Origin of the sequence: Micromonospora sp. HM134 (assembly GCF_007833915.1) — a bacterium.
GTDB lineage: Bacteria > Actinomycetota > Actinomycetes > Mycobacteriales > Micromonosporaceae > Micromonospora > Micromonospora wenchangensis.
This window is the reverse complement of the sequence record NZ_CP041061.1, coordinates 6,513,204-6,537,685: the sequence shown is the minus strand read 5'-3', so window position 1 is coordinate 6,537,685 and position 24,482 is coordinate 6,513,204. Positions and strand designations below refer to the sequence as shown.

The window sequence follows — 24,482 nt, the reverse complement described above, 5'->3', positions numbered from 1 at the left end:
GCACGTGGTGGCGGCGTCCGGACGAGCCGGCGCGGACCTGCGCCGGTGTCGTCGGCCGGCCGGGCGGGACTTGCCTCCGCCCGGCGGAAGGCACCATCATCCGGATGGTCGAAATCGGCCAACTCTCGGTGGACGTCGAACCGCCTCGACCGGACGGCGGGAAAGCTCACACTTGCTACCCGCCGGTCACCACCTGGTGGGGCAGACTTGCTGTCTTTCCTGCTCAGAGCGGTACGACCAGGGCATCTCATGATCTTTTCTCAAGTATCGGCAACATGGCGGGCAACTAACGGCTTGATAACGGCACCTTCACGTAATGGGCCGGTGGGTGTCACAGTGGCAGCACCTCACCCCTGACGTGAGGCACCCGTGTGTCCCGACCGACCACGTCACCGCTGCCCATGGCGCGGATCGTGGTCGTCGAGCCTGCCCGGGAGCCGAGTGCGGGAGTGCGGTGGCCCGGCGGATCGGTCCCCCTGGGGTGTCCCGATTTCTCTGCGGTAACCGGTGATCCGCAACACAGGATCGCCGTGCGGTGTCACCCCCCAACGTGCGTGAAACCCACGACGGAACCAGGTTAGAAAGAGGAGGCCCCTCGGAATGAGAGTCTCGAAGCGGGCGAGCGGCGCCATCGCGATGGGTGCGGCGTTCGCGCTCATCGCGTCCGGCTGCTCCAGCGGCAACGACGACGAAGGCGGCAGCGCCAGCAGCTCGGACGGTGCCATCGTCGTCGACGGCACCGAGCCGGAGAACCCCCTGGTTCCGGCGAACACCACCGAGACCGGTGGCGGCAAGATCATCGACTGGCTCTGGACCGGCCTGGTCGAGTACCCGAACAACGGTGGCGCGCCGCAGAACGCGCTGGCCGAGTCGATCGAGACCAGCGACTCCAAGGTCTACAAGATCAAGATCAAGCAGAACACGAAGTTCCACGACGGCACCGTCGTCAAGGCCAAGAACTTCGTGGACGCCTGGAACTGGGGCGCGTACTCGCCGAACGGCGCGCAGAACGCCAGCTTCTTCGCCGACATCGCCGGCTTCGCCGACGTCAACACCTCCGACCCGGACGGCGACGGCCCGAAGAAGGCCCCCGAGCCCAAGGCCAAGGAGATGTCCGGCCTCAAGGTCGTCGACGACTGGAACTTCGAGGTCACGCTCGCCGCGCCGACCGCCGTGTTCCCGACCAAGCTCGGCTACAGCACCTTCATGCCGCTGCCGGACGCCTTCTTCTCGCAGGGCGCCGAGGCCTTCGGCAAGAAGCCGATCGGTAACGGCCCGGTCAGCTTCGTCTCGTGGGAGAACAACGTCGCGATCAAGCTGACGCGGTTCGACGACTACAACCTGCGCGACAAGATGAAGATCAAGGACGTCACCGTCAAGATCTACCAGGACGACACGGCGGCCTACAACGACCTGGTCTCCAACAACCTGGACTTCCAGCAGCAGGTTCCGGTCTCCTCGCTGGCCGGCGACAAGTGGAAGGCCGACCTGGCCGACCGGGCGATCCCGTCGACCACGCCGTCCACCGGCATCATCGCGTTCCCGATCTACGACAAGCGCTTCCAGAACGCCAAGCTGCGCAAGGCGATCTCGCTGTCGATCAACCGGCAGGAGATCACCGACAAGATCTTCTTCGGTAACCGCAAGCCGGCCGACAGCTGGGCCAACCCGCTGACCCCGGGCGCCAAGCCGGGCAACTGCACCGCGTGCGCCTTCGACGTGGCCCAGGCCAAGACCCTGCTGACCGAGGCCGGTGGCTTCACCGGGCAGCTGAAGATGTACTACAACGCCGACGCCAGCCACAAGGACTGGATGGAGGCCGTCGCCCAGCAGATCAAGACCAACCTGGGTATCGACGCGGTCGCCGTCGGTGTGCCGACCTTCGCGGTCTTCCGGCAGAACATCAACGCCCACAAGATGGACGGCGCCTACCGCGCCGGTTGGCAGCAGGACTACCCGGACGTCGAGAACTGGGTCAACCCGCTCTACGTGACCGGTGGCTCCTCGAACGACGGTCTCTACAGCAACCCCGAGGTGGACGCCCTGGCCAAGCAGGCCAGCTCCGCCCCGAGCCTGGAGGCCTCGCACGAGCTGTTCGCCAAGGCGGTCGAGAAGATCGACCAGGACGTTCCGTCGATGCCGATCTACTTCGGTGGCCAGCAGTCCGGTCACTCCGAGAAGATCAAGAAGATGGAGCTGACCAACGTCGGCGAGCTCGACATCACCTCCGTCGAGCTCTGATCCGAACGGTCTGACCCCGGGTCGGGCTCGCCTACCGGTGAGCCCGACCCGGGGCCGTTCCGCGAGTGGGTGCACCCCATCCCTCGCCACGTTGTCGCCACCCGTGTCGGCCGCACCCCCGCCCCCGGCACACCCCTTGTCAGGAGGACCACCCCATGGGCCGTTATCTGGTGAGACGGCTGCTCCAACTCGTCCCGGTGTTCATCGGGACGACGCTGATGATCTACCTGCTGGTGTGGAAGGTCCCCGGGGACCCGTTCGCCGGCAAGTGCGGTGACCGTGGCTGCCCGGACAACTACCGGGCCATGATGACCGAGAAGTTCCAGCTGGATCAGCCCTGGTTCGTGCAGTACGCCACCTACATGAAGAACCTCCTGCAAGGCGACTTCGGGACCACCTGGTCGGGGCGCGACGTCGGCGAGATCATCTCCACCGCCTACCCGAACACCCTCAAGCTGGCCCTGGTGGCCCTGATCATCGAGGGTGTCATCGGCCTCACCGCCGGTGTGCTCACCGGCCTGCGCCGCAACGGCTTCCTGGACAACCTGGTCCTCGTCTCCACGCTCTTCCTGATCGCGCTGCCGGTCTTCGTGGTCGGCTTCGTGCTCCAGTGGTTCTTCGGTGTGAAGCTGGGCATCGTCAAGCCGACCGTCTCCAACGAGATGCGGATCTCCGAACTGCTCCTACCGGGCTTCGTGCTGGGCAGCGCGTCGATGGCGTACATCGCCCGGGTGTCGCGTACCAGCATCGCGGAGAACCGCCGGGCCGACTACGTGCGTACCGCGATCGCCAAGGGGCTGCCGATGCGCCGGGTGGTCGGTATCCACCTGCTGCGCAACTCGCTGATCCCGGTGGTGACCCTGCTCGGCACCGACCTCGGCGCCCTGATGGGTGGCGCGATCATCACCGAGGGCATCTTCGGCATCAACGGCATCGGCCGCACCGTGCTGCGGGCGATCGTCACCAAGGAGAGCGCTACCGTTGTCTCCATCGTGGTCGTGCTGGTGCTCGTCTACCTGGTGATGAATCTGCTCGTGGACCTGCTCTACGCCGCGTTGGACCCGAGGATCCGCTATGAGTGAGCGCAGCAGCGAACGAACCGTCATTGCAGTGTGCGCGGGCAACCAGGCCGGCGCCGAGCGCAGCGAGGTGCAGGCATGAGCGACCCGAGTGCCGCTTCGATCGTGAGCACGCCCCGTCCCGAGCAGTTGACCGAGGCAAGCTCCCCGGCCCCCGCCGGCCCGGCGGACAAGAAGGAGAAGCCGCGTAGCCTGCTCGGCGACGCCTGGCTCGACCTGCGTCGCAAGCCGCTGTTCTGGATCTCCGCCGTCTTCATCGTGCTCTTCGTGGTGATGTCGACCTTCCCGTCGCTGTTCACCTCCGGCAACCCGACCGACGGTGTGCTGGCCCGCAGCCGGGTCGAGCCGTCGTCCGACGCCTGGTTCGGCTACGACGTGCAGGGCCGCGACGTCTACGCCCGGGTGATCTACGGGGCCAACGCCTCGATCGTGGTCTCGCTGCTCTCCACGATCGGCACCCTGCTGATCGGTGGGACGATCGGCGTCATCGCCGGTTACAAGGGCGGCTGGATCGACGGCCTGCTCTCCCGGGTCACCGACATCTTCTTCGGCCTGCCGTTCGTGCTCGGCGCGATCGTCATCCTGACCACCTTCAACGGTGCCGGCTCCAACAACAGCGAGTGGGAGATCAAGTTCCTGGTGATCGGCTCGTTGGTGCTGCTGAGCTGGCCGGTGGTCATGCGGCTGATGCGGTCCTCGGTGCTCGCCACGAAGGAGGCCGACTACATCGTGGCCGCCCGGGCGATGGGTGCCAGCACCGGTCGGATCATCTTCAAGCACCTGCTGCCGAACTGCCTGGCGCCGCTGCTGGTCTACGGGACGATCATGATCGGCTCCTTCATCGGCGCCGAGGCCACCCTCTCCTTCCTGGGCATCGGCCTGCAGAGCCCGGTGGTCTCCTGGGGCATCATGATCAATGAAGCGCAGAACTATCTCCGGGTCTCGCCCTTCCTGCTCTTCTTCCCCTCCGCGTTCCTCGTCACCGCCGTGCTGAGCTTCGTCATGCTCGGCGAGGCGGTCCGCGAGGCCCTCGACCCGAAGCTCCGATAGGGGAGACTGAGTTGTCCGACATTCTCGTGTCCGAGCAGTCCGCGCCCGGTGCCGACGGATCCGGCCGCCCCTCCGGTCGGCTGCTCGAGGTCGACGACCTGCGGGTGGAGTTCCGCACCCGGGACGGCGTCGCCAAGGTCATCAACGGAGTGACTTACCACGTCGACGCGGGGGAGACCCTCGCCGTGCTCGGCGAGTCCGGCTCCGGTAAGAGCGTCACCGCGCAGACCATCATGGGCATCCTGGACATGCCGCCCGGCTTCGTCACCGGCGGTCAGGTCCGCTTCCACGGCAAGGACATGCTCACCATGTCCGCCGAGGAACGTCGCCGCATCCGTGGCGAGGGCATCGCGATGATCTTCCAGGACTCGCTCTCCGCGCTGAACCCGGTCTTCACCGTCGGGTTCCAGATCGCCGAGCAGTTCCGCATCCGACGCGGGATGAGCCGTTCCGACGCCAAGAAGCGCGCGATCGAGATGCTCGACCAGGTCAAGATCCCGAACGCCAAGGGCCGGTTCAGCAACTTCCCGCACCAGTTCTCCGGCGGCATGCGGCAGCGCGCGATGATCGCGATGTCGCTGGCGCTCGACCCCGAGGTGCTGATCGCCGACGAGCCGACCACCGCGCTGGACGTGACCGTGCAGGCCCAGATCATGGACCTGCTCGGCGAACTCCAGCGGGAACGCCGGATGGGCATGATCCTGATCACCCACGACCTCGGCGTGGTCGCCGACGTCGCGGACCGGATCGCGGTCATGTACGCCGGCCGGATCGTCGAGGAAGCCGACGTCTACGACCTGTACGCCAAGCCGGCGCACCCGTACACCCTCGGCCTGCTCGACTCGATCCCCCGGCTGGACGAGAAGGGGCAGCAGCTCCGCACCATCAAGGGCCTCCCGCCGAACCTGATGAACATCCCGCCGGGCTGCCCGTTCAACCCGCGCTGCCCGATGGCGCAGCCGGTGTGCCGGGAGACCGTCCCCCCGCTGTTGCAGATCGGCACCGGTCGGGCCAGCGCCTGCCACTTCGCCGAGGAGCTGGTGAACCGTGACTGACAACATCATCGAAGTCCGTGACCTGGTCAAGCACTACCCGGTCACCCGGGGCATCGTGTTCAAGAAGACCATCGGCCAGGTCAAGGCCGTCGACGGCGTCTCGTTCGACCTGAAGGCGGGCGAGACGCTGGGCGTGGTCGGTGAGTCGGGCTGCGGCAAGTCGACGCTGAGCCGGGTGCTGATGAACCTGGAGAAGCCGACCGCCGGCACGGTGCACTACAAGGGCCAGGACATCGCCAAGCTCTCCGGTGGCGCGCTGCGGCGGCTGCGCCGGCAGATCCAGCTGGTGATGCAGGACCCGTACACCTCGCTGAACCCCCGGATGACCGTCGGTGACCTGATCGGCGAGCCGTTCGAGATCCACCCGGAGGTCGCGCCGCGGGGCAGCCGCCGGGACAAGGTCAAGGAACTGCTCGACCTGGTCGGCCTCAACCCGGAGCACATCAACCGGTACCCGCACCAGTTCTCCGGCGGCCAGCGGCAGCGGATCGGCATCGCCCGCGCGCTCGCCCTGCGCCCCGAGGTGATCGTCTGCGACGAGCCGGTCTCCGCCCTGGACGTCTCGATCCAGGCCCAGGTGATGAACCTGCTGGAGAAGCTCCAGAACGAGCTGGGCCTGTCGTACGTGTTCATCGCGCACGACCTGTCGGTGGTCCGGCACCTCTCCGACCGGGTCGCGGTGATGTACCTCGGCAAGATCGTGGAGATCGGCACCGAGGACGAGATCTACGAGCGGCCGACCCACCCGTACACCCAGGCGCTGCTGTCGGCGGTGCCGGTGCCGGACCCGACGCTGCGGGAGAACAAGGCGATCATCCGGCTCACCGGCGACGTGCCGTCGCCGATCAGCCCGCCGTCGGGCTGCCGGTTCCGGACCCGGTGCTGGAAGGCGCAGGACGTCTGCGCCGAGCAGCCGCCGCTGCTGGAGATCCGGTCGGGCTCGGACCACCCGAGCGCCTGCCACTTCGCCGAGAAGCGGGAGATCGTCGCCACGCACGAGGCGTGACACCACCCGGGCCGCCTGCCACCGTCCACCCGACGGCGGCAGGCGGTTCGTCGTTCCACCACGGCCCACGCCCCCGGCGCCCCTAACAGCGGCCCGCGTCCACCCGGGTGCCGCTACGGCGCCCCACGCCCGCCGGGTCGCCGTTACAGCGGCCCGCGCCCGGCCCGCAGCAGCAGCAGCGCCAGCTGGGTGCCGTCGGCCCCCAGCTCGCTGCGGAAACGCTCCAGGATCTCCCGCTCCCGGGAGAGCACCAGCCGGGTGCCCCCGGAGGCCATCCGGGTCGCCCCGACCTCCTGGGACAGCGCCGCCCGCTCCTGCCAGAGGGCAATCAGCGTACGGTCGATCTCGTCGATCCGTTCCCTGATCGCCACGATCCGCTCGGCCGCCACCGTGTCGCCGGTGCCGGTACGGGCGGCCGCGGCCCCGGTCGGGTCCGCCCCGGCCGGATCGTCGTGCCGCGCGGGGCCACCGCTGGACTCCACCACGTCAGTCATCATCGTCGTACCCCTCGGGTCTCGGGCCCGGTGTTCGGATCCCGGGACGAAAAAGCCCCGGGCTCTCCGAGCCCGGGGCTTTCGTAGGTCTGTCGATCAGGCGCGACCCACGGCTGCCGGACTCCCGGTGCCGTAGTAAAAGAAGAACCGCCGCTCGATCACGTCGTCGAGTATGCCGACCGGTGACCGGCCGCGCAAGCACCCGGACGGCCGAGGGAAGGGCCCGCCCGTCGCCGCGCGGACGCGCCGACGAGGGGCCCTTCCCGCCGGTCAGCCCAGCCGGGTGATGCGGTCCGCCGCCGTGGGGGCGACCGGCGCGCCGGCACCCAGGTAGGCCACCAGGGCGTCCACGTCGAAGCCGGGGGCGGTGGTCCGGCCGGTGCCGCCCGCCAGCTCGGTGAACCCGTCCCCGCCGTTGGCGAGGAAGTCGTTCGTGGTGACCCGGAAGCTGGCCGCCGGGTCGACCGGGGTGCCGTTCAGGGCCAGCGCGCTGACCCGCGAGCCGGCCGGCGCGGTGCTGTCGTACGAGTAGGTCAGCCCGGCCGACGGCTGGAGGATGCGCTGGGTGGTCTGCCCCTTGAAACCGACGAACTGCTGCTCCAGCACGTTCTTGAGCTGCGCGCCGGTGAACGTCTGGGTGACCACCAGGTTGTTGAACGGCTGCACGGTGAACGCCTCGCCGTAGGTCACCTCGCCCGGCGCCTCGCCACCGGCCGACGCCCCGTACGACAGGGAGGCCCGGACGCCGCCCGGGTTCATCAGCGCGAGCTGCGCCCCGTCGCCCTTCGTGTACGCCAGCTGCGCGTCGGCGATGACGTCACCCAGCGGGCTCTCCCCGTTGGGCCGGGCGTCCCGGACGATGTCGGCGCTGATCTTCCCGACCACCCGGTTGGCGATCGGGGCGACCGCCGTGCGGTACTTGTCGGCCAGCGCCTTCGCGCCCGCGTCGACCAGCGCCGGGTTCTTGGCGAACACCCCGCCGGTCTGCTGCCAGCTGCCGTCGGCGTTGCGGACACCGTTCTCCACGATCACGTTCTTCGCGGTGATGGCGCTGAACCGGCCGGTACGCCGGTTCAGCGAGTAGTCGATGTCGGTGACCAGCTGGCCGTTGTTGCCGGCGCTGGTGACCACGCTCGGCTTGCCCGAGGAGTTCGGCAGCGAGCAGGAGTAGAAGCGGTGGGTGTGCCCGGAGACCACCACGCCGAACTCCGGCCGCAGGCCCTTGACGATGTCGACGATCGGGCCGGAGAAGTTGGCGCAGTCGGAGACGCCCGGGGTGGCCGGCGGCGCGGACTGCGCGCCACCCTCGTGCACCAGCAGCACCATCGCCTTGACGCCGAACAGCTTGAGCAGACCGCCCCACTTGTTGGCGGTCTGCACCTCGTCGGTGAAGGTGACGTCCTTGATGCCGGCCGGGTTGACGATGCCCGGGGTGCCCTCCAGGGTGACCCCGACGAAGCCGACCGGCACGCCGCCGACGAACTTCACGTCGATCGGGGGCAGGATCGGCAGCTTGGTCTTCTTGTTGATGGTGTTGGCGGCGAGGTAGGTGAACTTCGCCCCGGCGAAGCCGTCGCCGTCCTGGCAGCCGTCGACCGGGTGGCAGCCGCCCTTGTTGATCCGGAGCAGCTCCTTGACGCCCTCGTCGAACTCGTGGTTGCCGACCGAGCTGACGTCGAGGCCGACCTGGTCCATCAGCTCGATGGTGGGCTCGTCGTGGAACGCGGCGCTGACCAGCGGGGTGGCTCCGATCAGGTCGCCGGCGCCGACGGTGGTGGTGACCCGGCCCTCGGCCTTCGCCTCGGCCCGCAGCTTCTTCAGCCAGGTGGCGAGGTACTCCACCCCGCCGGCGGGGGTGCCGTTGACGGTGGCGCCGCTGCCGCCGGGCGGGTCGATCGCGCCGTGGAAGTCGTTGTAGCTGAGGAACTGGCCCTTGACCTCGCCACCCGTCGCGGTGGCGTACGAGACGGCGACCGGGGCGAGGCCGGCCCCGGGGGCGGCGTCGGCCGGCGGCGTGGTGGCGCGGCCGGTGATGGGCAGGCTGGCCACGACGGCCAGGGCGAGGGCCGGCGCGGCGAGGTGACGCAGCACGGCCCGACCGCGCGAGCGCGGTTGACTCATGGTTGTTCTCCCAAGTCGTCTACGGGGGAGCAGGCGGGGATTTCCCGGGTCATCGTCGCGCCTCGGGGCGGAAGATGCCAGTGGGGCCACCGTGACAGGTTCGTCTCAGTCCGGACCGGTCGCCGGCCCCGTCGTTCGGGCGATGGCGGGCACGTCCGTTCCGGGCGTGCGCGGGCGGGAAGTGTCGGCCCGACGGCATAGACTCGCCGTGCGATGCATCCTCTCTTCGACATCCCCGCGTCCCCGCCCGCGCCCGAGCCCGCGTCGGTTCCGCCGCGCCGGCCCGGCCCCGCCCACCGCCTCGACCCGCAGGCCCTGGTGGAGGGCCTGAACGGCCCCCAACGGGACGCGGTCACCCATTCCGGCTCGCCACTGCTGATCGTGGCCGGGGCCGGGTCCGGCAAGACCCGGGTGCTCACCCACCGGATCGCCTACCTGCTCGCCGCGCGGGACGTCCACCCCGGCGAGATCATCGCGATCACCTTCACCAACAAGGCCGCCGGTGAGATGAAGGAGCGGGTCGCCCACCTGGTCGGCCCGCGCGCCCGGCTGATGTGGGTGTCGACGTTCCACTCCGCCTGCGTGCGCATCCTGCGGGCCGAGCACGAGCACGCCGGCCTGAAGTCGACCTTCTCCATCTACGACGCCGACGACTCCCGCCGGTTGATGCAGTTGGTCGCCCGGGAGCTGGATCTCGACCCGAAGCGCTACCCGGCCCGGGGGCTGGCCGCCCAGGTGTCCAACCTGAAGAACGAGCTGGTCGACCCGGAGGAGTTCGCCGGCCGGGCCAAGGGGCCCAACGAGCGGGCCCTGGCCGAGGCGTACACGCTCTACCAGCGGCGGCTGCGGGAGGCGCACGCGCTGGACTTCGACGACCTGATCATGACGACGGTGCACCTGCTCCAGTCGCACCCGCACGTCGCCGAGAGCTACCGTCGCCGGTTCCGGCACGTCCTGGTCGACGAGTACCAGGACACCAACCACGCGCAGTACACCCTGATCAAGGAGCTGGTCGCCGGCACCGAGGGGGTCGCGCCGGCCGAGCTGTGCGTGGTCGGCGACGCCGACCAGTCGATCTACGCGTTCCGGGGCGCCACGATCCGCAACATCCTGGAGTTCGAGCGGGACTTCACCGACGCCCGGACGATCCTGCTGGAGCAGAACTACCGTTCCACCCAGACCATCCTCAACGCCGCCAACGCGGTGATCGACCGGAACACCTCCCGCAAGCCCAAGCGGCTGTGGAGCGACGCCGGGGCGGGTGAGCAGATCGTCGGGTACGTCGCCGACACCGAGCACGCCGAGGCCGACTGGGTGGGCCGGGAGGTCGACCGGCTGGTCGACGCGGGGGAGACCCGCCCCGGCGACGTCGCCGTCTTCTACCGCACCAACGCCCAGTCCCGGGTCTTCGAGGAGGTGTTCATCCGGGTCGGCCTGCCCTACAAGGTGGTCGGCGGGGTGCGCTTCTACGAGCGCAAGGAGGTCCGCGACGCGCTGGCCTACCTGCGCGCGGTGGTCAACGACGACGACACGGTCAGCCTCCGTCGGGTGCTGAACACCCCGCGCCGGGGCATCGGCGACCGGGCCGAGGCGTGCGTCGAGGCGCTGTCCAGCCGGGAGCGGATCTCCTTCGGAGCGGCGCTGCGCCGGGCCCGGGACGCGCCGGGCATCTCCACCCGGGCCGCCAACGCGATCGGCGAGTTCGTCGCGCTGCTCGACGGCGCGCGCGAGCTGGCCGAGGAGGGCACCCCGGAGGAGGTGCTGGAGGCGCTGCTGACCCGGTCGGGCTACCTGACCGAGCTGGAGGAGAGTCTCGACCCGCAGGACGCCGGCCGGGTCGACAACCTCCAGGAACTGGTCAGCGTCGCCCGGGAGTACACCGAGCGGATCGAGGCGCTGGGCGCCGACGACGAGCGGGCCACCCTGGCCGGTTTCCTGGAGCAGGTGGCGCTGGTCGCCGACGCCGACCAGATCCCCTCCGACGACCCCGACCATCAGGGTGTCGTGACGCTCATGACCCTGCACACCGCCAAGGGCCTGGAGTTCCCGGTGGTGTTCCTGACCGGTCTGGAGGACGGCGTCTTCCCCCACCTGCGGTCGCTGGGCGACACCCGGGAGCTGGAGGAGGAGCGGCGGCTGGCGTACGTGGGCATCACCCGGGCCCGGCAGCGGCTCTACCTGTCCCGGGCGGTCACCCGTTCGGCCTGGGGGCAGCCGTCGTACAACCCGCCGTCGCGGTTCCTGGAGGAGTTGCCGCCGGAGCTGGTCCGCTGGGAGCGCACCGAGGGGACGTACACCTCGTGGGCCGGTGGGGGCGGCGGCGTCGGCGGTCGCGCGGACCGCGCGCCCGGCGGGCGTGGCGGCTTCACCGGGGGCACCCCGAGGGCGGCGGAGCTGGCGAAACGGCTCGGGGTGGACGCCAGCCGGCTGGCCACCGCCAGCGAGCTGCCGCAGGGGCCGAAGGTGTCGGCCGGCGACCGGGTCAACCACCAGCGCTACGGCCTGGGGCGGGTGCTCGCGGTCGAGGGCCACGGGCCGAGCGCCCGCGCGCAGATCGACTTCGGCGACCAGACCATGTGGCTGGTGCTGCGGCACGCCCCGCTCGACAAGCTCTGACCGACGTCGACGGGCCCGGTCCGGCGTGCTGCCGGGCCGGGCCCGTCGACGGTACGGCTCAGCAGGCCACGTCGATGCCCCGGGCGCGCAGGAACGGCGCCGGGTCGATCTGGTTCCACATCTGCCCCTGGTGCACCTCGAAGTGCAGGTGGGGGCCGGTGGAGTCGCCGGTGGAGCCCTCGTAGCCGATCACCTCGCCGACGCCGACCCGGTCCCCGACGGCGACCTTCACGCTGCTCTGGTGGGCGTAGTGGGTCAGGTAGCCGTTGCCGTGGTCGATGAAGACCGAGATGCCGTAGCCGTCGCCGACGTCGCCGGCCTTGACCACGGTGCCGGCTGCGGCGGCGTGGATCGGGGTGCCGGCCGGCAGGGCGAAGTCGATGCCGGCGTGCAGGGCACCCCCTCGTGGGCCGTAGCAGGAGGTGATCGTGGCCCCGGCCATCGGGATCACCCAGGACGGCTTCGGCTTCGGCGTGGTCGTCTTCCTGGCGGTGACCTTCGGCTTCGCGGTGACCTTCGGCTTCGCGGCGGCCTTCCGGGTCGCCGTGGCCGTCGGGGTGGGGCTGGCGCTGGTGGGGGTCGGCACGGCGGTGGGGCTGGCCGGGGCGGCCGACTCGCGGGCGGACCGGTCGGCGCGGGCGGCGGCCTCGGCCCGCTCCCGGGCGTCGAGCGCGACGGCCGCCGGTTCGGGGGCGTCGTCCCGGTTCAGGGTGGCCGTGGCGACCCCGGCCAGGCCGAGGCCGACCAGCGCGACGGTGCCGACGGCCAGGACGCGTACGCCACGCGGGTGACGCCGCCGGTGCCGGACGACGGCGGCCGAGAGGCGTGCGCCGGGGCTGGTGGGGGCGGTGCTGTGGTCGCGGGTGCTGCCGTCGTCCGGGCGGTTGTTGTCTTCCTGCACGGTGGACCTTCAACTACTCAGGGGGTTTCGGACCCGGACCATCCTGGGTGCCGACGTGCGCCGGGGCGGGTACGGGTACCGGCCGGTAGCCGACGCCGCCCGGCCGCCTGACCGGCTATGTCCCGTCGGGGTGGCGTCTGACCCGTTGCGCGGCGTGACCCGGGCGTGCCCTCGGTCACACTGCGGAGTGTGACGCAGCAGACTTGGCCGCACGAAAAACCGCCCGGATCCGTAGATCCGGGCGGTGAACAGGCGTTACCGAGCGTCAGGAAGCGGCTGCCTCGGTGTAGTACGCCTCGACCTGTAGCTTGATGTCCACTCCGCGCTCCTGGAGCCACGGCACCGGGTCGAGGGGCTGGCCCTTGACATGGACCTCCAGGTGCAGGTGCGCGCCGTAGGAGTGGCCGGTGTTGCCGACCAGGCCGAGCTGGTCGCCCGCCTTCACCTGCTGGCCCTCGTGCACGCTCACCGCCGAGGAGTGGCCGTAGATGGCCTCGCTGCCGTCGGCGTGCTGCACGATCACCGCGTAGCCGTAGCCGCCGAACCAGCCGGCCTTGGTGACCGTGCCGGAGTGGATGGCCACGTAGGGGGTGCCCTCCGGCGCGACCAGGTCGATGCCGGTGTGCAGCTTGCCCCAGCGCATGCCGTACGGGGAGTTGAAGTCGTAGCCCTGCATGGGCAGCAGCCACGGGTCCTGCTCGCTGACGCCCGGCTGGCTGTCCCGGGCGTCGCTGCGGGTGGCCCGGTCGGCGGCGTCGGCACGGGCGGCCGCGTCCTGGCTGGTGATCGAGGCCTGCCGCAGCTCGTCGAGGACCGACGGGCTGACGCTCTTGGCGTCCGGCATCGCCCCCGCGCCGAGCGCGACGATCCCGGCGCCGACGAACGCGGTGGTCACGACCGCCGCGTAGCGGCTCCGCGGGGGGGTGGGTACGCGGCGACGGCCGCGATATCTATCGGGCTCAGACGACAGGCGCTGGCGCACGCACACCCTCCGTTGTCGGGGATCCGATGCAACCTCCGACCGATCGGTGCAGCCGCCCCGACGATCGTTGATCGCGTCATCACCCGTCCGTGGACCTGATGACAACCGTGGACACGTTAGCCCTCCGCCGCTCCGGTCACAAGCGTGACCCCCGAATCGGCGATTCGTTCTGTCCCTTTCCGTCCCTCATTGTCATAGCTGCAGACGCCGGACGGCTGTCCCCCTTCCTGCCCGTTCGTCGCGCACAGTGACCGATCGGCGGAGGCGTCCGGCTTCCTGGGGGCGGGCCGGGACGGTAGGGGTCCGGCCCGGGTTCTCCACCCCCGGTGGGCCGGGTTACCGTTCGTTCAGCTGGTAGCCGCGGAGCCGTGAAGGGTGTGCGCTGATGAACTCTCGTATCCGGGTAGTCGTCGCGAAGCCAGGCCTCGACGGCCACGACCGGGGCGCCAAGGTGGTGGCGCGTGCCCTGCGTGACGCGGGCATGGAGGTCATCTACACCGGCCTGCACCAGACCCCGGAGCAGATCGTCGAGACCGCCATCCAGGAGGACGCCGACGCGGTCGGCCTGTCGGTGCTCTCCGGCGCGCACATGACGCTCTTCCGCCGGGTGCTGGAGCTGCTCGCCGAGCGGGACGCGCGGGACGTGGTCGTCTTCGGCGGCGGCATCATCCCCGACGCCGACATCCCCGAGCTGGTGGAGATCGGCGTCAAGAAGATCTTCACGCCCGGCGCGACCACCCAGTCGATCGTCGAGTGGGTCCGCGCCAACGTGGCCCAGCCGGTCGCCTGACGACCTCCGGGTGCCCCGCACCCGCCCGTACGCCGACGGTGGTGGACCGGTTTCCGGGCCGCCGCCGTCCCGTCGTGTGGTGACCCCGGCGGCGGCCGGTTGGGGAGGGCTTCCGGATCCGGGCAGGGTGAAGGGCCGGACGCACCCCTCACACGCCCGGCCCTTCTATGCACGATGCCCCGCCGCCACCCCTCGACCGACAGGGCATCGGCCGCTCCCGTCTTCGCGCTGATCAGCGCTCCGACATCAGACTCAACGACGCCCGTACGGTGGGGTTACGCGTTACGTGGGACAACCTGTGGACCGATTTGTGTCACCGGCGAGTCGCCGACGGCGCGCTGTGCATTACCGCACACCGCGCACCCGCTCGGTTGCCGCCGGTGCCCACCTCGCTAGGCTGCGGCCAATGGCCTGTTTCAACTGATGACAGGCGTCAACGGAGTTTCCACAACGCTGGCGGCGGCGCGACGGCGCGCCGCGGAGACGGGACGGGACGCGCAATCGTGGACCTGTACGAGTACCAGGGGCGGGACCTGTTCGAGCGGCACGGCTTGCCCGTGCTCGCCGGCGGCGTCGCCACGACCCCGGAGGAGGCCCGCGCGATCGCCGAACGCCTCGGCGGTCGGGTGGTCGTCAAGGCGCAGGTGAAGGTCGGCGGCCGAGGCAAGGCCGGCGGCGTCAAGCTGGCCGAGGGCACCGACGAGACGGTGGCCAGGGCCACCGACATCCTCGGCATGGACATCAAGGGGCACACCGTCCACAAGGTCATGATCACGGTGACCGCGGACGTGGCCGAGGAGTACTACTTCTCCTACCTGCTCGACCGGGCGAACCGCACCTTCCTCTGCATCGCCAGCGTCGCCGGTGGCATGGACATCGAGCAGGTCGCCGCCGAGACCCCCGACAAGGTGGTCAAGGCCCCGATCGACGCGGTCGAGGGCGTGGACGAGGCGAAGGCCCGGGAGATCGTCGACGCGGCCGGCTTCCCGGCCGAGGTCGCCGACCAGGTCGTCGCCGTCGCGGTGGGGCTGTGGAAGGCGTTCGTCGCCGAGGACGCCACCCTGGTCGAGGTGAACCCGCTGGCCAAGACCGGCGACGGCACGCTGCTGCTGCTCGACGCCAAGGTCACCCTGGACGAGAACGCCGGCTTCCGGCACCCGGACCACGAGGCCCTGGTCGACCAGGCCGCGGTGGACCCGCTGGAGCAGGCCGCCAAGGAGAAGGACCTCAACTACGTCAAGCTCGACGGCGAGGTCGGCATCATCGGCAACGGCGCGGGTCTGGTCATGTCCACCCTCGACGTGGTGGCCTACGCGGGCGAGCGGCACGGCAACGTCAAGCCCGCCAACTTCCTCGACATCGGCGGCGGCGCGAGCGCGGCCGTGATGGCCAACGGCCTGGAGATCGTGCTCTCCGACCCGTCGGTGCGCAGCGTCTTCGTCAACGTCTTCGGCGGCATCACCGCCTGCGACGAGGTCGCCAACGGCATCATCCAGGCGTTGGCCCTGCTGGAGGAGCGCGGCGAGAAGGTCACCAAGCCGCTCGTGGTCCGGCTCGACGGCAACAACGCGGAGGCCGGTCGGGCGATCCTCGACGGCGCCGGGAACCCGCTGGTGCAGCGGGTCGACACCATGGACGGCGCGGCCGAGCGGGCCGCCGAGCTGGCTGCTGCGGGGGTCTGACGATGGCGATCTGGCTGACCAAGGAGTCCAAGGTCATCGTGCAGGGGATGACCGGCTCCGAGGGTTCCAAGCACACCCGGCGGATGCTCGCCGCCGGCACCACCGTGGTCGGCGGGGTGAACCCGCGCAAGGCCGGCACCACCGTCGACTTCGACGGCACCGAACTGCCGGTCTTCGCCTCCGTGGCGGACGCGATGCGGGAGACCGGGGCGGACGTCACGGTGATCTTCGTACCGCCGCAGTTCACCAAGGGCGCGGTGGTCGAGGCGATCGACGCGCAGATCCCGCTCGCCGTGGTGATCACCGAGGGCGTGCCGGTGCACGACACCGCCTCGTTCTGGGCGTACAACGTGGCCAAGGGCGGGCAGACCCGGATCATCGGGCCCAACTGCCCCGGCATCGCCTCGCCGGGCGCGTCCAACGCCGGCATCATTCCGGCCGACATCACCGGCTCCGGCCGGATCGGCCTGGTCAGCAAGAGCGGCACGCTGACCTACCAGATGATGTACGAGCTGCGGGACATCGGCTTCTCCACCTGCGTCGGCATCGGCGGTGACCCGATCATCGGGACCACCCACATCGACGCGCTCGCCGCGTTCGAGGCCGACCCGGAGACCGACGCCATCGTGATGATCGGCGAGATCGGCGGCGACGCCGAGGAGCGGGCCGCCGAGTTCATCAAGGACAACGTCACCAAGCCGGTGGTCGGCTACATCGCCGGCTTCACCGCGCCCCCCGGCAAGACCATGGGGCACGCCGGCGCGATCATCTCCGGTTCGGCCGGCACCGCCGAGGCCAAGCAGCAGGCCCTGGAGGCGGTCGGCGTCAAGGTCGGCAAGACCCCGACCGAGACCGCCAAGCTGATGCGGGAGCTGATGTCCGGCCGCTGAGCCGTGGGCCGCAGCGCCCGAGCGAACGACGCACCGACCGAGGGGGTCGACCGGAGACGGTCGGCCCCCTCAGTTGTTCCAGAGCGGGTACGTCCCGCTGGCCCGCCAGATCGCGGTGCCGATGATGTTGATCACGCCGAACGCGATGGCCAGGTAGCCGAGGACCGGCGACTGGCCGTACCGCTTGGCGTCGCGGATCGACAGGTAGCCGAAGACGATGCCCAGGATGCCGCAGCAGATCAGGCCGAGGACGATGCCGAGCACCCCCCAGAGCGTGGTGCGGTCCCGCCCGGCCGCGGCCGGTGGCGGTGGGTACGGAGCGTTCACGGCTTCCTCCGGGCGATCGGTGCCGCGACTTGGGTCGCGTCCCTGCGCCGAGGCTAAACCGGATCGGGCCCCCACGACGGTGGATCACGGAACTCGCCGGCCCCGGGCGGCCCCGACGGGCAGCCACCACCGGCGCGGCATGCCAGAGTAGAGCCGATGTCCTCGACCACCCCTGATCAGCCCCGCCGTCCCAGCGGTGCCCGCACCGGCGGCAGGCCGCCCGGCCGTGCCGGTGGCGCCCGGGTGCCCGCACCCCGCCGGCCGGAGCAGTCCGGGCGCTCCCGGGCGCCGCTGCCCGTCGCCGCCGGGGTGGCCGCAGCCGGCGCCGCCGTCACCTCGTACCTGCCGGTGGCGGTGGTGCTCGGGCTGGCCCAGTTCAGCGAGGACGCCGGCTCGCTGGTCGGTGCGCTGCGCGCCGGACTCGCCGGCTGGCTGCTCGGCCACGGGGTGCCGCTGGAGACCACCGCCGGCCGGCTCGGCCTCGTCCCGCTGACGCTCTGCGCGTTCGCCTTCTGGCGGCTGAGCCGGGCCGGGGTGCACACCAGCCGCGCGGTCGGCGCACGCGGCGGCCGGTCACCCCGGCGGGCGGCCACCGTCGCCCTCGCGGTCGGCATCGGCTACGCCGTGTTCGGCGTCCTGGCCGCGCTGCTCGTCGACAGCAGCGGCCTGCGGGTGTCCCCGGTCCGGTCCGGGCTGACCCTGCTGCTCTTCGGCACGCTGGCCGCCCTGGTCGGGGCGGCCCGCACCACCGCCGTCACCCGCCTGCTCGCCGACCGCGCCCCACCGGTGCTGCGCGACGGCGTCCGCACCGGCCTGGTCGCCGCCCTGCTGCTGCTCGCCGCCGGGGCGAGCGCGGCGGGCCTGGCGGTGGCGACCGGCGGGGGAGACGCCGCCGACCTGATCGGGGCCTACCGGACGGGGGTCGCCGGGCAGGCCGGGATCACCCTGGTCAGCCTCGCCTACGCGCCGAACGCCACCGTCTGGTCGACGGCCTACCTGCTCGGCCCCGGGTTCGCCGTCGGCACCGGCACGGCGGTCCGGCTCAGCGAGGTCTCCGTCGGGTCGCTACCGGCCGTACCGCTGCTCGCCGGGCTGCCCAGCGGCCCGGTCGACGGGTTCGGCGCGGCGCTGCTGGCGGTGCCGGTGCTGGCCGGCATGACGGCGGGCTGGCTGCTCGCCCGCCGGCTGCTCCGCCCGGACGCCGACGAGTGGACCCCGCCGGCCTGGCCGGCGCTGCTCGGCCCGGCCGCGCTCGCCGGTCCGGTGGTCGGCCTGGTCGTCGGGCTCGCCGCGGCGGCCTCCGGCGGCCCGCTCGGCGGCGGCCGGCTGGCCGAGATCGGCCCGGTGCCGTGGCAGGTGGCTGCGGTGGCGGCCGCGGTGGTCACGGTCGGCGCGCTGCTCGGGGCCGCCGCCGCCAAGGTGCTCGACCGGCCGGCGCCGGCCCGCCCGGCGACCCGGCCCCGGCCGCCCGCCGGCCGCCCCCGGAGGGCTCCGGAGCGGCCCGACCCGGCCGGGGACCGGCAGCGGCCGGCCCGGGAGCACCCCCGGCCGGCCGAGGACCGGCCGGCCCGCCCGGTGCCGGACTGACCACCCGGCCCGCACCCGGGGCGCGGCCCGGGGGCCAGCCGGGCTCGACCCGCCGCGCGGCGCGACCGGGTGCGTCGTCCGTGCCGCCGGGTGCCTGGTCCGGTCGCGCACACGGCGAGGGGCGCCCCGGACGGTGCCGGAACGCCCCTCGGTCGTGCGTCGCCCGGGTCAGGGCGAGGTGGGCAGCGTGAAACTGCCGATGAGGTTGAGGAGCAGCAGCAGGATGCCGAGGCCGACCGCGACCGCCCCGCAGATCAGGCCGGCCTTGGCCTGACCGCCGTTGCTGGCCAGGCCCTGGTTCGCCTTCTGCATGCCCAACCAGCCGGTGATCACCGCGCCGATGCCGAGCGGGAGGCCCAGGAAGAGGCAGCAGAGCAGCGGAAGGGACGCGATGCCGAGGATCAGCGACACCAGGCCGAGGGTGTTCTGCTGCCCCTGCGGCGCCGGGTAGCCGGCCCCCGGGTAGGAGCTGGCCGCCGCCGCGTACGGCTGCTGCCCGTAGGGGTCCTTGTGGACGGGCTGGCCGTACGGGTCCGGCTGGAAGGGCTGACCGTACGGCTGGCCCGAGGTGGGCTGGGGGCCGTACGGGTCGTGCGGGGGCTGCCCGTACTGCGGCTGCTCGCCGTACGGTGCCGCCGGCTGCTGCCCGTACGGTGCCTGCGGCGCGGCGTACGGGTCCTGCGGCTGGCCCGAGACGGGCGGCTGCCCGTACGGATCGTGCGGGGGCTGCTGGCCGTACGGGTCGTGGCCGGGGTTTCCGGGCTGCATCTCGGGTGCTCCTCAGTCGTGGTCCGTCAGTAGCTGCTCGTGCTGTTGCTGCCGCCGATCGCGCCCATCAGACCACCGAAGATGCAGCAGAGCAGCACGATGACGAGCCAGACGGCACCGATGATGAAGGCCAGCTTCGACCACTTCTTGGACTCCCGGGCGGCGGCCTCGGCGCCCGCGTAGTCGCCCTGCTGGAGGGCCGGGTTGACCTTCGAGGCGTTGATGATGGCCGGGATCGCCAACGGCCAGAAGAAGAAGATGGCCACGATCGACGCGGTCATGTTGTTGTTGATCGGCTGCTGCGGGTTGGGGTAGCCGGGCTGCATCTGCGAGTGCTCCTCGTTCACGTCGGTACGGCGTCCGTACCTGATCATTGGCTATGGGGTGCGGTGGCGGGCGCGGCCCGGCCACCGGGCGACCGGCAGCGTACCGTGTCGGGGCGACACGCGTGATCACCCGAAACGTCGCCGCCCGCAGGATGGGCGTGCCGACCTGCCCGCTAGGGTGGCCGGGTGACCGAGCCCGCGTCCGTCGCCCGCCTCGTCGTCCTCGTCTCCGGCTCCGGCAGCAACCTCCAGGCGCTGCTGGACGCCACCGCCGACCCCGGCTACGGGGCCCGGGTGGTGGCCGTCGGCGCCGACCGGGACGGCATCGTCGGGCTGGACCGGGCCGCCGCCGCCGGGGTGCCGACGTTCGTCGACCGGGTGAAGGACCACCCCACCCGCGCCGACTGGGACAAGGCGCTCACCGCGCACGTCGCCGAGCACCGGCCCGACCTGGTGATCTCGGCGGGTTTCCTGAAGCTGGTCGGGCCGCAGTTCCTGGCGGCCTTCGGTGACCGCTACCTGAACACGCACAACACGCTGCTGCCGGCGTTCCCCGGCATCCACGGCCCCCGGGACGCGCTCGCCTACGGCGTCAAGGTCACCGGGGCCACCCTCTTCTTCGTCGACGCCGGGATGGACACCGGCCCGATCGTCGCGCAGGTGGCGGTGCCGGTCCTCGACGACGACGACGAGGAGACGCTCACCGAGCGCATCAAGGAAGCCGAGCGCCGCCAGCTCGTCGAGCAGGTCGGTCGCCTGGTCCGTGCAGGTTGGACGATCACCGGAAGAAAGGTCACGGTTCCGTGAGTGCCCCGCAGGACACCCGCCGCCCGATCAGGCGGGCGCTGGTCAGCGTCTACGACAAGAGCGGTCTGGTCGAGCTGGCCCGTACGCTGCACGAGGCCGGGGTCGAGATCGTCTCGACCGGTTCCACCGCGTCGACGATCTCCGGCGCGGGTGTGCCGGTGACCCCGGTCGAGCAGGTGACCGGCTTCCCCGAGATCCTCGACGGCCGGGTCAAGACCCTGCACCCCAAGATCCACGGCGGGCTCCTGGCCGACCTGCGCAAGGAGTCGCACGCCGACCAGCTCGACGAGCACGGCATCGCCGGCATCGATGTCCTGGTCTCCAACCTCTACCCGTTCCAGGCCACCGTCGCCTCCGGCGCGTCCCCGGACGAGTGCATCGAGCAGATCGACATCGGCGGGCCGGCGATGGTCCGGGCCGCCGCCAAGAACCACGCCTCGGTCGCCGTGGTGACCGACCCGGCCGCGTACCCGGCGCTGGTCGCCGCCCTGGCCGAGGGCGGGTTCACCCTGGCCCAGCGGCGGGCGCTGGCCGCCCGCGCGTTCGCCGACATCGCCGAGTACGACGTGGCGGTCGCCGACTGGTTCGCCGGCACCGCCGCCCCGGCCGAGGACGGCTGGCCGCACTTCGCCGGGCTGGCGCTGCGCCGGCAGGCGACGCTGCGGTACGGCGAGAACCCGCACCAGGGCGCCGCCGTCTACGCCGACCCGGGCAGCCCGCCGGGGCTGGCCCAGGCCGAGCAGTTGCACGGCAAGGAGATGTCCTACAACAACTACGTCGACGCGGACGCCGCCTGGCGGGCCGCGAACGACTTCCCCGACCAGCCGGCGGTGGCGGTCATCAAGCACGCCAACCCGTGCGGCATCGCCGTCGGCGCGGACGTCGCCGAGGCGCACCGCAAGGCGCACGCCTGCGACCCGGTCTCCGCGTTCGGCGGGGTGATCGCCGTCAACCGGCCGGTCTCGGTGGAGCTGGCCGGCCAGGTCGCGGAGATCTTCACCGAGGTGCTGGTGGCGCCGGAGTTCGAGCCCGGCGCGGTGGAGATCCTCCAGGGCAAGAAGAACATCCGGTTGCTGCGGGCCCCGGCCTTCGCCCCGCTGCCGGCCGAGTGGCGGCAGGTGACCGGCGGGGTCCTCGTCCAGCAGCGGGACCGGATCGACGCCCCGGGCGACGACCCGGCCAACTGGAAGCTCGCCACCGGTGAGGCGGCCGACGAGGCCACCCTGCGGGACCTGGCGCTGGCCTGGCGGGCGGTCCGCGCGGTGAAGAGCAACGCGATCCTGCTGGCGAAGGACGGCGCGTCGGTCGGGGTGGGGATGGGCCAGGTCAACCGGGTCGACTCGGCCCGGCTGGCGGTGAGCCGGGCCGGCGCGGAGCGGGCCCGGGGTTCCGTCGCCGCCTCCGACGCCTTCTTCCCGTTCGCCGACGGCGCGCAGATCCTGATCGACGCCGGGGTGAAGGCGATCGTCCAGCCCGGTGGCTCGATCCGCGACGAGGACACCGTCGCCGCCTGCCAGCAGGCCGGCGTCACCATGTACCTGACCGGCACCCGGCACTTCTTCCACTGATCGACCCGGCCGGGCCCGACCCGGCGCACCACCTGCGGCCGAGCGGCATCCCGTGCTCGGCCGCAGGTGCGGTCGCCGGCGGCGGCGACCGGTGGTCACCCCCCGCCCGGCGGGTCGCGCAGGGCGGCGAAGTGGCAGGCGCTGGGGTGGGGGTCGGCGGGCCGGGGGACGGTGGGCGGGTCCTCCCGGGCGCAGATGTCCTCGGCCTTCCAGCAGCGGGTGCGGAAGTGGCAGCCGGACGGCGGATCGGCCGGGCTGGGCACGTCGCCGGTGAGCCGGATGATGCCGGCCGCGCCCCGGGCCTCCGGGTCGGGCACCGGCACCGCCGACAGCAGCGCCTGGGTGTACGGGTGGGTGGCCCGTTCGTAGATCTCCTCCTCGGTGCCGATCTCCACGATCCGACCGAGGTACATCACCGCGACCCGGTCGCAGATGTGCCGCACCACCGACAGGTCGTGCGCGATGAACACGTACGACAGTCCGAACTCGTCCTGGAGCTGCTCCAGCAGGTTGATCACCTGGGCCTGGATCGAGACGTCCAGGGCGGAGACCGGCTCGTCGCAGACGATCACCTCGGGGCGCAGGGCGAGCGCGCGGGCGATGCCGATGCGCTGCCGCTGGCCGCCGGAGAACTGGTGCGGATAGCGGTTGATGTGCTCCGGGTTGAGGCCGACCACGTCCAGCAGCTCCCGTACCCGGCCGCGCTTGCTGCCCTTCGGGGCCGCGTCCGGGTGGATGTCGAACGGCTCCCCGATGATGTCGCCGACCGTCATCCGGGGGTTCAACGAGGTGTACGGGTCCTGCATCACCATCTGCATGTTGCGGCGCAGCCGGCGCAGCTCGCCCCCCGCGGCGGAGAGCAGGTCCCGGCCCTGGAGGGTGGCCCGGCCGGAGGTCGGTGTCTCCAGCCGCATCAGCACCCGGGCGAGGGTCGACTTGCCGCAGCCGGACTCGCCGACGATGCCGAGCGTCTCGCCCCGGCGCAGGGTGAAGCTGACCCCGTCGACGGCCCGGACCGCGCCGACCTGCCGGCGGAAGAGCACCCCCCGGGTGATCGGGAAGTGTTTGACCAGGTCGTCGACGCTGAGGATGGTCTCGCCCCGGACCTTGGCCGGGTCAGCGGTCGCGGTCATCGTGGACCTCCTGCGCGAAGTGGCACGCGCTGGTCCGGCCGTCGGCGAGGACCAGGTCGTCGGGCACCACGTCCACACACACCTGCTGCACGTACGGGCAGCGGGGGTGGAACGGGCAGCCGCCGGGGATGCGCATCAGGTTCGGCGGCAGGCCCCGGATGGTGGACAGTTCCCGGCCGCGCACGTCCAGCCGGGGGATCGAGGCCAGCAACCCCTTGGTGTACGGGTGGGCCGGCGCCCGGTACAGCGGGCGGACGTCGGCGTGCTCGACGATCCGGCCGGCGTACATGACGGCGATCCGGTCCGCGACGCCGGCCACCACCCCCAGGTCGTGGGTGATCAGGATCATCGCCATGTCGAGGTCGCGGCGCAGGTCGGCCAGCAGGTCCATGATCTGGGCCTGCACGGTGACGTCGAGGGCGGTGGTCGGTTCGTCGGCGATCAGCACCTTCGGGTCCAGCGCCAGCGCCATCGCGATCATGACGCGTTGCCGCATCCCGCCCGAGAACTGGTGCGGGTGGTCGCCGAGCCGCCCGGCCGCACCGGGGATGCGCACCAGGTCCATCAGCTCGACGGTCCGCCGTCGGGCGTCGGCGCGGGACATCCCGTCGCGGTGCCGCAGCGTCTCGCCGATCTGCCAGCCGACCGGGAAGACCGGGTTCAACGCCGACAGGGCGTCCTGGAAGATCATCGCGATCTCCTTGCCGCGTACCTGCCGGCGCTGCTCCTCGGGCAGGGTGAGCAGGTCGCGGCCCCGGTAGCGGATCTGACCGGAACGGATCACCGCCGGCGGGCTGTCCAGGATGCCCATGACCGCCTGGGCGGTGACCGACTTGCCGGAGCCGGACTCGCCGAGCACGGCCAGCGTCTCGCCCGGGTCCAGGTGGTAGGAGACCCCGTTGATCACCTTGGCCACCCCCTCGCCGGTGCGGAACTCGACGTGCAGGTCGCGTACGTCCAGCAGGTGCCCGCCGGGCGGGGTGGGTGAGGCCGGCGTGGGCCGGGGTGCGGGCTCGGTCACCGGATCCGCCTCTCGCTCACGCCCGGGTTCGCTCATCG

Annotated in this window: 20 protein-coding genes and 1 pseudogene; 12 read left to right on the top strand and 9 right to left on the bottom strand. The window is 71.6% G+C overall.

The window, feature by feature from the left end; all coding sequences use genetic code 11:
• The first annotated feature begins 600 nt into the window (after positions 1–600).
• From FJK98_RS28325 to FJK98_RS28305, 5 genes are all read left to right on the top strand, one after another.
• Positions 601–2,241: an ABC transporter substrate-binding protein gene (locus FJK98_RS28325; RefSeq protein ID WP_145921677.1), complete on the top strand. Its 1,641-nt coding sequence runs from the start codon at positions 601–603 to the stop codon at positions 2,239–2,241.
• A 155-nt stretch (positions 2,242–2,396) separates the two neighbouring features.
• Positions 2,397–3,323, top strand: coding sequence for an ABC transporter permease (locus FJK98_RS28320; RefSeq protein ID WP_088645799.1), 927 nt, complete (start codon positions 2,397–2,399; stop codon positions 3,321–3,323).
• A 75-nt stretch (positions 3,324–3,398) separates the two neighbouring features.
• Positions 3,399–4,370, top strand: coding sequence for an ABC transporter permease (locus tag FJK98_RS28315; protein WP_145921676.1), 972 nt, complete (start codon positions 3,399–3,401; stop codon positions 4,368–4,370).
• Positions 4,371–4,396: 26 nt separating this feature from the next.
• Positions 4,397–5,425, top strand: a complete 1,029-nt coding sequence (locus FJK98_RS28310; protein ID WP_145923048.1) for an ABC transporter ATP-binding protein — start codon at positions 4,397–4,399, stop codon at positions 5,423–5,425.
• Positions 5,418–6,431, top strand: a complete 1,014-nt coding sequence (locus FJK98_RS28305) for an ABC transporter ATP-binding protein (RefSeq protein WP_145921675.1) — start codon at positions 5,418–5,420, stop codon at positions 6,429–6,431. Before FJK98_RS28310 ends, FJK98_RS28305 begins: the two co-directional genes overlap by 8 nt.
• A 143-nt stretch (positions 6,432–6,574) precedes the next feature.
• On the opposite strand, the gene FJK98_RS28300 is transcribed toward FJK98_RS28305, so the two are convergent.
• Both FJK98_RS28300 and FJK98_RS28295 read right to left on the bottom strand, forming a co-directional pair.
• A complete protein-coding gene (locus FJK98_RS28300; RefSeq protein ID WP_145921674.1) occupies positions 6,575–6,928 on the bottom strand; it encodes a chorismate mutase in 354 nt (117 codons plus the stop codon).
• Positions 6,929–7,195: 267 nt separating this feature from the next.
• Positions 7,196–9,046: a bifunctional UDP-sugar hydrolase/5'-nucleotidase gene (locus tag FJK98_RS28295; protein WP_145921673.1), complete on the bottom strand. Its 1,851-nt coding sequence runs from the start codon at positions 9,044–9,046 to the stop codon at positions 7,196–7,198.
• A gap of 213 nt (positions 9,047–9,259) precedes the next feature.
• Here FJK98_RS28295 and pcrA point away from each other — a divergent pair, with 213 nt between their 5' ends.
• On the top strand, positions 9,260–11,662 hold the full coding sequence (gene pcrA, locus FJK98_RS28290) for a DNA helicase PcrA (protein ID WP_145921672.1): 2,403 nt from the start codon (positions 9,260–9,262) through the stop codon (positions 11,660–11,662).
• Positions 11,663–11,720: 58 nt separating this feature from the next.
• Here pcrA and FJK98_RS28285 read toward each other — a convergent pair whose 3' ends face one another.
• Entirely contained in the window at positions 11,721–12,563 is an 843-nt protein-coding gene (locus FJK98_RS28285; protein WP_194823315.1) for a M23 family metallopeptidase, read from the bottom strand.
• A gap of 265 nt (positions 12,564–12,828) precedes the next feature.
• Positions 12,829–13,545 carry a M23 family metallopeptidase gene (locus FJK98_RS28280; protein WP_145921671.1) on the bottom strand — a complete coding sequence of 239 codons (717 nt, stop codon included), beginning with the start codon at positions 13,543–13,545 and terminating at the stop codon, positions 12,829–12,831.
• A gap of 385 nt (positions 13,546–13,930) precedes the next feature.
• Between FJK98_RS28280 and FJK98_RS28275 the strand changes: the two genes are divergently transcribed.
• The 3 genes from FJK98_RS28275 (at position 13,931) to sucD (ending at position 16,907) form a co-directional block, all read left to right on the top strand.
• The gene (locus FJK98_RS28275) at positions 13,931–14,335 is read left to right on the top strand and encodes a cobalamin B12-binding domain-containing protein (protein ID WP_088645808.1); all 405 of its coding nucleotides are present in this window, start codon (positions 13,931–13,933) and stop codon (positions 14,333–14,335) included.
• A gap of 503 nt (positions 14,336–14,838) precedes the next feature.
• Entirely contained in the window at positions 14,839–16,017 is a 1,179-nt protein-coding gene (gene sucC, locus FJK98_RS28270) for an ADP-forming succinate--CoA ligase subunit beta (protein WP_145921670.1), read from the top strand.
• A 2-nt stretch (positions 16,018–16,019) separates the two neighbouring features.
• Positions 16,020–16,907, top strand: coding sequence for a succinate--CoA ligase subunit alpha (gene sucD, locus FJK98_RS28265; RefSeq protein ID WP_145921669.1), 888 nt, complete (start codon positions 16,020–16,022; stop codon positions 16,905–16,907).
• A 69-nt stretch (positions 16,908–16,976) separates the two neighbouring features.
• Here sucD and FJK98_RS28260 read toward each other — a convergent pair whose 3' ends face one another.
• On the bottom strand, positions 16,977–17,234 hold the full coding sequence (locus FJK98_RS28260) for a hypothetical protein (RefSeq protein WP_145921668.1): 258 nt from the start codon (positions 17,232–17,234) through the stop codon (positions 16,977–16,979).
• A gap of 156 nt (positions 17,235–17,390) precedes the next feature.
• Between FJK98_RS28260 and FJK98_RS28255 the strand changes: the two are divergent.
• Positions 17,391–18,665 (top strand): annotated as a pseudogene (locus FJK98_RS28255) (DUF6350 family protein); the annotation flags it as partial.
• 324 nt (positions 18,666–18,989) lie between these two features.
• Here the strand turns inward: FJK98_RS28255 and FJK98_RS28250 are convergent.
• Together FJK98_RS28250 and FJK98_RS28245 are read right to left on the bottom strand one after the other, a co-directional pair.
• Positions 18,990–19,589 carry a DUF4190 domain-containing protein gene (locus FJK98_RS28250; RefSeq protein WP_145921667.1) on the bottom strand — a complete coding sequence of 200 codons (600 nt, stop codon included), beginning with the start codon at positions 19,587–19,589 and terminating at the stop codon, positions 18,990–18,992.
• A 26-nt stretch (positions 19,590–19,615) separates the two neighbouring features.
• Entirely contained in the window at positions 19,616–19,963 is a 348-nt protein-coding gene (locus FJK98_RS28245; RefSeq protein WP_228542951.1) for a CD225/dispanin family protein, read from the bottom strand.
• Positions 19,964–20,101: 138 nt separating this feature from the next.
• Here FJK98_RS28245 and purN point away from each other — a divergent pair, with 138 nt between their 5' ends.
• Positions 20,102–20,722, top strand: coding sequence for a phosphoribosylglycinamide formyltransferase (purN, locus tag FJK98_RS28240; RefSeq protein WP_088647168.1), 621 nt, complete (start codon positions 20,102–20,104; stop codon positions 20,720–20,722).
• The gene (purH, locus tag FJK98_RS28235) at positions 20,719–22,290 is read left to right on the top strand and encodes a bifunctional phosphoribosylaminoimidazolecarboxamide formyltransferase/IMP cyclohydrolase (protein WP_145921666.1); all 1,572 of its coding nucleotides are present in this window, start codon (positions 20,719–20,721) and stop codon (positions 22,288–22,290) included. The genes purN and purH overlap by 4 nt, the downstream gene beginning before the upstream one ends.
• 95 nt (positions 22,291–22,385) lie before the next feature.
• Here the strand turns inward: purH and FJK98_RS28230 are convergent, their stop codons facing one another.
• Positions 22,386–23,423 carry an ABC transporter ATP-binding protein gene (locus FJK98_RS28230; protein WP_145921665.1) on the bottom strand — a complete coding sequence of 346 codons (1,038 nt, stop codon included), beginning with the start codon at positions 23,421–23,423 and terminating at the stop codon, positions 22,386–22,388.
• The gene (locus tag FJK98_RS28225) at positions 23,407–24,480 is read right to left on the bottom strand and encodes an ABC transporter ATP-binding protein (RefSeq protein ID WP_194821194.1); all 1,074 of its coding nucleotides are present in this window, start codon (positions 24,478–24,480) and stop codon (positions 23,407–23,409) included. The genes FJK98_RS28230 and FJK98_RS28225 overlap by 17 nt, the downstream gene beginning before the upstream one ends.
• Positions 24,481–24,482 lie beyond the last annotated feature (2 nt).

Coding starts and splice junctions, on each gene's coding strand:
- FJK98_RS28320 (WP_088645799.1), top strand. CDS start 2,397: ATGGGCCGTTATCTGGTGAGACGGCTGCTCCAACTCGTCCCGGTGTTC.
- FJK98_RS28250 (WP_145921667.1), bottom strand. CDS start 19,589: ATGCAGCCCGGAAACCCCGGCCACGACCCGTACGGCCAGCAGCCCCCG.
- FJK98_RS28230 (WP_145921665.1), bottom strand. CDS start 23,423: ATGACCGCGACCGCTGACCCGGCCAAGGTCCGGGGCGAGACCATCCTC.
- FJK98_RS28315 (WP_145921676.1), top strand. CDS start 3,399: ATGAGCGACCCGAGTGCCGCTTCGATCGTGAGCACGCCCCGTCCCGAG.
- FJK98_RS28325 (WP_145921677.1), top strand. CDS start 601: ATGAGAGTCTCGAAGCGGGCGAGCGGCGCCATCGCGATGGGTGCGGCG.
- FJK98_RS28295 (WP_145921673.1), bottom strand. CDS start 9,046: ATGAGTCAACCGCGCTCGCGCGGTCGGGCCGTGCTGCGTCACCTCGCC.
- sucD (WP_145921669.1), top strand. CDS start 16,020: ATGGCGATCTGGCTGACCAAGGAGTCCAAGGTCATCGTGCAGGGGATG.
- FJK98_RS28300 (WP_145921674.1), bottom strand. CDS start 6,928: ATGATGACTGACGTGGTGGAGTCCAGCGGTGGCCCCGCGCGGCACGAC.
- FJK98_RS28225 (WP_194821194.1), bottom strand. CDS start 24,480: ATGAGCGAACCCGGGCGTGAGCGAGAGGCGGATCCGGTGACCGAGCCC.
- FJK98_RS28245 (WP_228542951.1), bottom strand. CDS start 19,963: ATGATCAGGTACGGACGCCGTACCGACGTGAACGAGGAGCACTCGCAG.
- FJK98_RS28275 (WP_088645808.1), top strand. CDS start 13,931: ATGAACTCTCGTATCCGGGTAGTCGTCGCGAAGCCAGGCCTCGACGGC.
- pcrA (WP_145921672.1), top strand. CDS start 9,260: ATGCATCCTCTCTTCGACATCCCCGCGTCCCCGCCCGCGCCCGAGCCC.